General features: G+C 38.7%; 7 protein-coding genes. 3 read left to right on the top strand and 4 right to left on the bottom strand.

The features are described from left to right. Window positions 1-169: 169 nt before the first annotated feature. Window positions 170-1,513: an alpha-amylase family glycosyl hydrolase gene (locus V7024_RS03920; protein WP_335515943.1), complete on the bottom strand. Its 1,344-nt coding sequence runs from the start codon at window positions 1,511-1,513 to the stop codon at window positions 170-172. Between the two features lie 220 nt (window positions 1,514-1,733). On the opposite strand from V7024_RS03920, the gene V7024_RS03915 reads away from it, so the two are divergent. Further along, complete coding sequence (locus V7024_RS03915) at window positions 1,734-3,017, top strand: ammonium transporter (protein WP_335515940.1); 1,284 nt, start codon at window positions 1,734-1,736, stop codon at window positions 3,015-3,017. Between the two features lie 75 nt (window positions 3,018-3,092). Here the strand turns inward: V7024_RS03915 and V7024_RS03910 are convergent, their stop codons facing one another. Then, window positions 3,093-3,344, bottom strand: coding sequence for a hypothetical protein (locus V7024_RS03910; protein WP_335515936.1), 252 nt, complete (start codon window positions 3,342-3,344; stop codon window positions 3,093-3,095). Window positions 3,345-3,543: 199 nt separating this feature from the next. Then, the gene (asnB, locus tag V7024_RS03905) at window positions 3,544-5,391 is read right to left on the bottom strand and encodes an asparagine synthase (glutamine-hydrolyzing) (protein WP_335515933.1); all 1,848 of its coding nucleotides are present in this window, start codon (window positions 5,389-5,391) and stop codon (window positions 3,544-3,546) included. A 140-nt stretch (window positions 5,392-5,531) separates the two neighbouring features. Between asnB and V7024_RS03900 the strand changes: the two genes are divergently transcribed. Further along, window positions 5,532-6,083 carry a DUF2777 domain-containing protein gene (locus tag V7024_RS03900; protein WP_335515930.1) on the top strand — a complete coding sequence of 184 codons (552 nt, stop codon included), beginning with the start codon at window positions 5,532-5,534 and terminating at the stop codon, window positions 6,081-6,083. 51 nt (window positions 6,084-6,134) lie between these two features. Here the strand turns inward: V7024_RS03900 and V7024_RS03895 are convergent, their stop codons facing one another. After that, window positions 6,135-6,488 (bottom strand): YisL family protein, encoded by a 354-nt coding sequence (locus V7024_RS03895; RefSeq protein WP_306195225.1) that lies wholly within the window; start codon window positions 6,486-6,488, stop codon window positions 6,135-6,137. A 153-nt stretch (window positions 6,489-6,641) separates the two neighbouring features. Between V7024_RS03895 and V7024_RS03890 the strand changes: the two genes are divergently transcribed. Next, on the top strand, window positions 6,642-7,832 hold the full coding sequence (locus V7024_RS03890) for an ornithine--oxo-acid transaminase (RefSeq protein WP_335515923.1): 1,191 nt from the start codon (window positions 6,642-6,644) through the stop codon (window positions 7,830-7,832). The last annotated feature ends 34 nt before the right edge of the window (window positions 7,833-7,866 follow it).

Genomic DNA, 7,866 nt, shown 5'->3' with positions numbered 1-7,866 from the left:
CAGAGAGGCGCTTTTTGCCTCGTCCGAGGGGGCGCAACGGCCGGAGATTCTAACCGCTAGAGCTAGACAATGCTTTCGCTGAAGTTTGAGGCGGGAGTATTATTGCCCACGAATAGCGGGATAAAAAGAGCTGACCAAAATCCACCTTTTGGTCAGTTTCTTTTATTTTTCAATAGGATTCCGTTCCTTTTCGTTTCTTTATCAATACAAGGAAGATAATAAATAACACATTTACACCTATTAAAGCAGCAATAAACGACCAGTTCCATCCTGATTTTTCGGCAAGCGCATATACATTCGCAGTTTCTCTTTTCAGCACGATGTAATATTTTCCATTCTCTTCTCGCACCCTATCATCTTCTAACAATCCGCGCAGTTCATGATCTTTCCCAAATTCATTTGCAGCAAGTTCCACCTTTTGTGTTTCCGTTGTGTTATTTATCGTGATAAGTGTTGTTTCACCTTTATACTTGCGCTTTATTATGCTCATACCATCTTTATCATTTAATAATTCAAATGTTCCGTAACGAAGTGATGGTAATGTTTTGCGAAGTTCTCCTAATTTCCCTATATACCGCAAAAACTTCTCATCTGATTTAAAATCCATTAAACGGCGATTATCAGGTACATCTCCTCCATCTAATGCAATTTCAGTACCATAGTATACAAACGGAATGCCAGGTGATGTGTATAAATAAACTAGCGCTAATTTCAAGCGGGCCGGTGGATAATATTTATTTTCTTTTGCTTTTCTAACAAAACGCTCCGTTTGGCTATTATCTACAAACATTCCTTCCAAACGGTCACCGCCGCTTTTCGTCACATCATACAATGACTTTACAGAAATATTCGGCTTTGCAAATACGTCTGTCATGCGCTCTTGATAAGTTTGATTCAGTACTCCTTTTGCTCCTTCCATTTGCGTATCCGTTATTACAAAAAAATGTTGTTTTACACTTTGTGCAGATGCAATCACTTCATTCAAAACTGACTTCGGAATATTCTCGTTATGTATCAAATGATAACCATCTATATCCGTCTGCTTAATCCATTGTTTCGCATATTCAATCGTGCCCGTTTGCTCTTCATTATTCACCACAAATTCAAGCATTACTTTCATATCTCGCTCGTGCGCCTCTTGGACGAGTTGCTGCATGTCCTTCATCGTGCCAAAATGTTCATTCATTTTCGTTATATCAGTTGGATAATACCCATCATAACTACTACTTGCAGTGGGTGGTGACAACAATATAGCAGTAAAGCCCATCTCTTTTATATAATCAAGTCGTTTTATAATCCCATGTATATCTCCTCCTTGATATGCTTCTAAACGATTCGTATCAATCCCTTTATCATTTTTTGAATCGCCATTATTAAAACGATCGATCATAATAGAATACACAATTTCATCTTCCCACGGCCTTGTTTCCTCAGCCGACACATGAACTGGTAATTGAAATACAAACAATAGACATATGAAACATAGAAAATATTGTCCTAACTCCCTCTTCACATTGCTTCCCCCAACTTTTCTAATTATAAGAAAAGTATAACAATTTAAACCCCTCTCGTATACTAACGCATTTCGATTACACAGAAGTTTTCCATGTTATATTTCCTTACATTAAAAATTAAATTTTTAGAAAAATCTGTTGATTTATTGTATTTTTTTGAATATGATACTAAATATATTATCTGATGTTAGTTTATATAACATAACAGGAGGGAAAACGATGCATATGGAGGATACAGTATTTGTTTTTTTAGCTACTGTCATGGTGATGATTATGACACCTGGGCTTGCTTTATTTTACGGGGGAATGGTTCGCAGTAAAAATGTACTTAGTACAACGATGCACAGTTATAGTGCGATGGCGATCGTGTCTATTCAATGGATTTTCATCGGTTATTCTTTAGCATTCGGTCCTGATTGGAATGGGCTTATCGGTAATTTTGATTGGTTCGGTCTACAACATGTTACGTTCACACCAAATGAAGCCTACAGCGCGACAATTCCGCATAACTTATTTATGATGTTTCAACTTATGTTCGCAATTTTAACTCCTGCTTTAATTTCCGGTGCATTCGCAGAACGAATGCGGTTTTCCGCTTTTCTTATCTTCATCTTACTTTGGACGACACTTGTATATGACCCCGTTGCTCATTGGGTTTGGGGCATTGGCGGATGGCTTCGCGAACTCGGTGCACTCGATTTCGCAGGGGGAAATGTTGTTCATATTACATCCGGTGTGGCTGGTCTCGTATTAGCTATTTTCCTCGGAAAGCGAAAAGATGCTCACGACTCTTCACCGCATCATTTACCATTTACAATTCTAGGAGCAGGGTTATTATGGTTTGGCTGGTTCGGTTTTAACGTCGGTAGTACATTAACGTTAAATGACGTTGCACTCGCCGCTTTTATTAATACAAATACTGCTGCTGCTGCTTCCGCACTCACATGGATGCTGGCGGAATGGTTTTTCCAAACAAAACCAACTGTACTCGGTGCCGCTTGTGGGGCCGTTTCTGGTCTCGTTGCCATTACACCATCTTGCGGGTTCGTAACACCACTCTCCGCTCTTATTATCGGCGCAATCGGCGGTGCACTTTGCTTTTTAGCAGTCTATTTCTTAAAACATAAGCTCGGTTACGACGACGCGCTCGATGCCTTCGGTTGTCACGGTATTGGCGGAACTTGGGGCGGCATTGCAACAGGACTTTTCGCTACAACATCCGTTAATAGCGCAGGTGCAGATGGACTATTTTACGGAAACGCTGCACTTCTTTGGAAACAACTCCTTGCCATTGGAGCGACCTATGCATTTACAGCTATTATGACATATGCAATCATTAAAGGAATCAGTTTATTCCTCCCAGTTCGTGCGCATGAACATGAAGAGAAAATGGGCCTCGATCTTTCCCTTCACGGCGAAAGAGCATATGAGCAAATCGAATCACTTGGGGATATGTTTGATGGGAAGTTAGACCACCAAGGGGGTTACAATTCACCGAGGTAGGTTATGATTGAACAAAATTAAACCAAAAAGCTCAGAGCAAAAAACTCTGAGCTTTCTCATTTTAATATCGAAAACTTATTTTTCTTTACGTTCCACTGCATTCTTAATTTCTTTCAGAAGTTCAATCATTTGTTTTTCATTGCTTGATTTATCTTTTAAATATTGTAACAAGCGAAGTATTAATAGTATTGCTAAGAAATACAAAGTGAACTTTGTTAAATCATAGAGAATATCGAAGAATAATGAAGAAAAGGGAAAAAACCACCTAAACGGCCCTATCGCTAAGAAACTTAAAAGCAAAGCCAACCATACATGGTTTTTATTCATATTTCGGCACCTTCCTTTTCATGTATTTCGAAAAATACGGCAAGGGTTTTCAAAGTTTATAAATAGCCACTATAGCGATGCCTATCCTATGAATATTTTACCACATATTCCCTATCTGCTATCAATCTTTATTTATAAACGAACTATTCATAAACCTTCCATCAGTGTTAAATACAATCATACCGACGGAAGGTTCCCTTTATTCTTTAATATCAATCCCATACTCTTTAAACCAAACATGAATTTGCCCTAAATGCGCCAACAGCTGCGGTCCTGTCATAAGCTGCCCAAACCAAGGCGTTTGAAATGCACTGCCGCCTGATTCAATTAATCCATGCAACTGTTCGTTATCAAATAACTCATGGAGAATGGACTGTTTATCTGTTAATAGCTCTTGTAGCCATGATGTGACAGCCTTCGTGTAGTATGGATTATGCGTTTTTGGGTATGGACTTTTCTTTCTATACAACACATCATTTGGCAAGACACCTTCTAACGCCTTGCGCAATAGACCTTTTTCGCGGTTTTTATACATTTTCATTTCCCAAGGAATATTCCACGCATATTCGACAAGGCGGTGATCAGCAAATGGCACACGCACTTCTAAGCTAGCTCCCATACTCATTCGATCTTTTCGATCAAGCAACGTTGTCATAAACCAAATCATATTTAAATAAAATAATTGTCTTCTTTTTGTATCTAATGCACTTTCTCCTTCTAACGCCGGGGTTTCACGCACTGATTCTTCATAGCGATATTGAACATACTCTTGTAAATTTAGTTTTTTACGCCACTCTGTTTTTAACAATTGTTCACGAGCCTCTGTTGAGCGCATCCATGGAAACGCACTAGATTGCAAATCATCCTCGCGGTAAAACCACGGATAACCACCAAAAATTTCATCAGCGCATTCCCCTGATAAGCTTACGACAAAATCTTGTTTAATTTCTCGGCAAAACCATAGTAATGAGGAATCGATATCTGCCATCCCCGGCAAGTCACGAACAATGACAGCTTCCGTTAAATGTTTTGCTAAACTTTCGTTAGAAATTACACAGCGGTGATGGATCGTATCAAATGTATTTGTCATTAACGTAATAAACGGAGCATCTGAATTTGGCTGAAATGCATTTGATTTGAAATATTTTTCGTTATCTTCATAATCAATCGAATACGTATGAAGCTTCCCTTTCCCTTCCCGCTCATACGCCATCGCTGCAAATGCGGTAATCGCGCTAGAATCGACGCCGCCCGATAAAAATGTACATAGGGGAACATCCGATACTAACTGCCTTGTAATGGCATCTTGCAATAAAAAACGAACTTGTTCTACCGTTTCTTCAAAATTATGTGTGTGCTCTTCGCTCACAACATTCCAGTAGCGCCAAACTTTTAAACCATCTTTTGAAAACGTAAGCGCATGACCTGGGCGCAATTCATCAATTCCAGCAAATATGCCATACCCAGGAGTTCGAGACGGACCTAATCCAAATACTTCTGCTAATCCCTCTGTCGTAATCTCTGCCTTCACATTAGGATGAGCTAAAATCGCTTTTAATTCTGAACCAAACAATAAGCGCCCAGCATCATGTTTATAAAAGAGCGGCTTTACTCCTAATCGATCACGCGCAATAAAAACTTTTTCTTCCTGTTCATCCCATACAGCAAATGCATAAATACCATTTAAATGATTTACGCACTGTTCTTTCCATTCCACATAAGAAGCGAGCAACACTTCTGTATCAGAATGCCCCTTAAACGTATAACCTCTTTGCAGTAATTCTTTCCGAATATCTTCTGTATTATATAGTTCGCCGTTATAGCAAATGGCGTAACGTTCTTCTCTTTTCTCCCGCACCATCGGTTGTCTACCGCCTTCTGGATCAACAACTATTAACCGTTTATGGCCAAAAGCAACATGATTCCGAAGCCAAACGTTCGTGTCATCCGGACCTCTTTTTGCGAGCGTTTCTGCCATCTTTGTTATTGCTTCTTTTTCTTGTAATAACACTTTTGTATAATCAACCCACCCTGTAATGCCACACATTGCGATCACCCTTTCTCATCTCATATCCGCAGTCTGTTTTTATTCTATGCCCAATTTAAATTCTATGTGCCTTTGTTATAAAGAAAGACCGAACTGTCTATAACAAGAACAGAAACTTCAATATAAAGGAGCGAACACGAATGAAACAGCGTAAACATATTTTGTATAGTCAACCGCGTGCTCATACAACTGGAAATGTTGAATATATAAACGAAGAATGGGTATTTTTTGACGAAGAAAGCGATGAAGCTTTTTTACTAGAAGATATGATTGAAGATGGATTTGAGATTTTATATAACAACAATTGGTTACCCGCTCGTTTTTATGAACATAATATTTTGCAAGTAGCAAATGAACATCATCCGCTGCAAAACGGCGAAACCATTCGCATTCGAAAAAAGTTGCTGACAAGCTATCATGAGTGGATAGAAGAGCTTTCAGATTCATCCTTTTCACTTGTCACGGAAGCTTTACAATCACTAGGCTACTCTCTATACGACTGCATCTATGCTCACAATTTTTTATCATTCCAGCCAAAAGACCATTCATGCGAAGGCGTTAACATTCTCTTATTTGATAATGAAGAACTAATTTGTGCCCTCCATCATCATTATGTCCGCTACTCTACAAATAATAAGGACCTATTTAAAATGACAAAAGCGGATGGGGATGAATTACACATTGAAATGTAAAAACAAAAGCACTTTATCTCGTTCTATAAGCGAGGTAAAGTGCTTCTTTGTTTAAGCAAATGGCGAAAATCCTAGCGGTAATCGTAAACCAAGATATAATACAACTACAAACATAATAACAAATTGAGCCCAAAACGCCCCTGTTGCTTTCTGTTTACTTGCTTTCACAAGAACCATTTCCATTGAAGCAATTACCCAGATGCCAACAAGCATTTTAATCCCATACATCATAGGCATCCAGTGGACGTCCTTATAAATTAATAACCCTGATGCAATAATTAAGATATACAACAAGCGAACTACCATGTGCATGCCTTTTGCCTGTTTTCCACTCGTATACATCGAATATGCCACAAAAAACAAAATAATCCCAAGCGCCCATGCCGTAATGTGCATATGTACCATATAAATTTCTTCCTCCTCTTTTCCCAAACTTTTTCACTTTATATGATACCACGTCCATTTCTTTTCAGGAAATATTTCGCTTTTTTGTTACTTAAATGATATAATATTTAGAGTATTTACAAACTTCTTGTAAAAACAAAAGGGGGAGCTAGCATGATTCAAACAAAGGACATTATCGAATTAACAGAAACTTACGGCGCACATAACTACCATCCACTTCCAATCGTAATTGCGAAAGCTGAAGGTGTTTGGGTAGAAGATCCAGAAGGCAACCGTTATATGGACATGCTTAGTGCATATTCTGCTGTAAACCAAGGTCATCGCCATCCAAAAATTATTCAAGCACTTATCGACCAAGCTGGGCGTGTTACATTAACATCACGTGCATTCCACAGCGATCAATTAGGTCCTTGGTATGAAAAAGTTGCGAAATTAACTAATAAAGAAATGATTTTACCAATGAATACAGGTGCGGAAGCTGTTGAAACCGCTATCAAAACAGCAAGACGCTGGGCATATGATGTGAAAAAAGTAGAAGACAATAAAGCTGAAATTATTGTCTGCGCGGATAACTTCCATGGCCGCACAATGGGTGCTGTATCCATGTCATCCAATGAGGAATATAAACGTGGATTTGGACCAATGCTTCCAGGTATTGTTGTTATTCCTTACGGCGACATCGAAGCATTAAAAGGAGCAATTACACCAAATACAGCTGCCTTTATTTTAGAGCCAATCCAAGGCGAAGCTGGTATTAACATTCCACCAGCAGGATTCTTACAAGAAGCATACAATGTATGTAAAGAAGAAAATGTATTATTTATCGCAGATGAAATCCAAACAGGCTTAGGCCGTACTGGAAAATTATTTGCATGTGATTGGGACAATGTTATTCCTGATATGTACATCCTTGGAAAAGCGCTAGGCGGCGGTGTATTCCCAATTTCTTGCGTTGCTGCAAGCCGCGAAATTTTAGGCGTATTTGAGCCAGGCTCTCACGGTTCTACATTCGGTGGTAACCCGCTAGCTTGTGCAGTTTCTCTTGCTTCTCTAGAAGTACTATTAGAAGAAAAATTAACAGAACGCTCTTTACAATTAGGAGAAAAGCTGTTAAATCAATTACGCGAAATTGACAATCCAATGATTACAGATGTACGCGGAAGAGGATTATTTATCGGTATCGAATTAAATGAATCTGCACGCCCTTACTGTGAACAATTAAAAGCAGCTGGTTTACTATGTAAAGAAACACACGAAAATGTAATCCGCATTGCTCCGCCTCTTGTTATTTCTGAAGAAGATTTACAATGGGCATTCGAAAAAATTAAAGAAGTATTATCTTAATATTAAAGAAGGTTGCCCATTAAAAGGCAACCTT

The sequence above is a fragment of the Bacillus sp. JJ864 genome (assembly GCF_036963045.1).
Classification (GTDB): Bacteria; Bacillota; Bacilli; order Bacillales; family Bacillaceae_G; genus Bacillus_A; species Bacillus_A pseudomycoides_C.
The sequence above is the reverse complement of the archived record's forward strand: the minus strand, read 5'-3'. Positions and strand labels throughout refer to the sequence as shown.

Coding starts and splice junctions, on each gene's coding strand:
- V7024_RS03915 (WP_335515940.1), top strand. CDS start 1,734: ATGCATATGGAGGATACAGTATTTGTTTTTTTAGCTACTGTCATGGTG.
- V7024_RS03910 (WP_335515936.1), bottom strand. CDS start 3,344: ATGAATAAAAACCATGTATGGTTGGCTTTGCTTTTAAGTTTCTTAGCG.
- asnB (WP_335515933.1), bottom strand. CDS start 5,391: ATGTGTGGCATTACAGGGTGGGTTGATTATACAAAAGTGTTATTACAA.
- V7024_RS03900 (WP_335515930.1), top strand. CDS start 5,532: ATGAAACAGCGTAAACATATTTTGTATAGTCAACCGCGTGCTCATACA.
- V7024_RS03895 (WP_306195225.1), bottom strand. CDS start 6,488: ATGGTACATATGCACATTACGGCATGGGCGCTTGGGATTATTTTGTTT.
- V7024_RS03890 (WP_335515923.1), top strand. CDS start 6,642: ATGATTCAAACAAAGGACATTATCGAATTAACAGAAACTTACGGCGCA.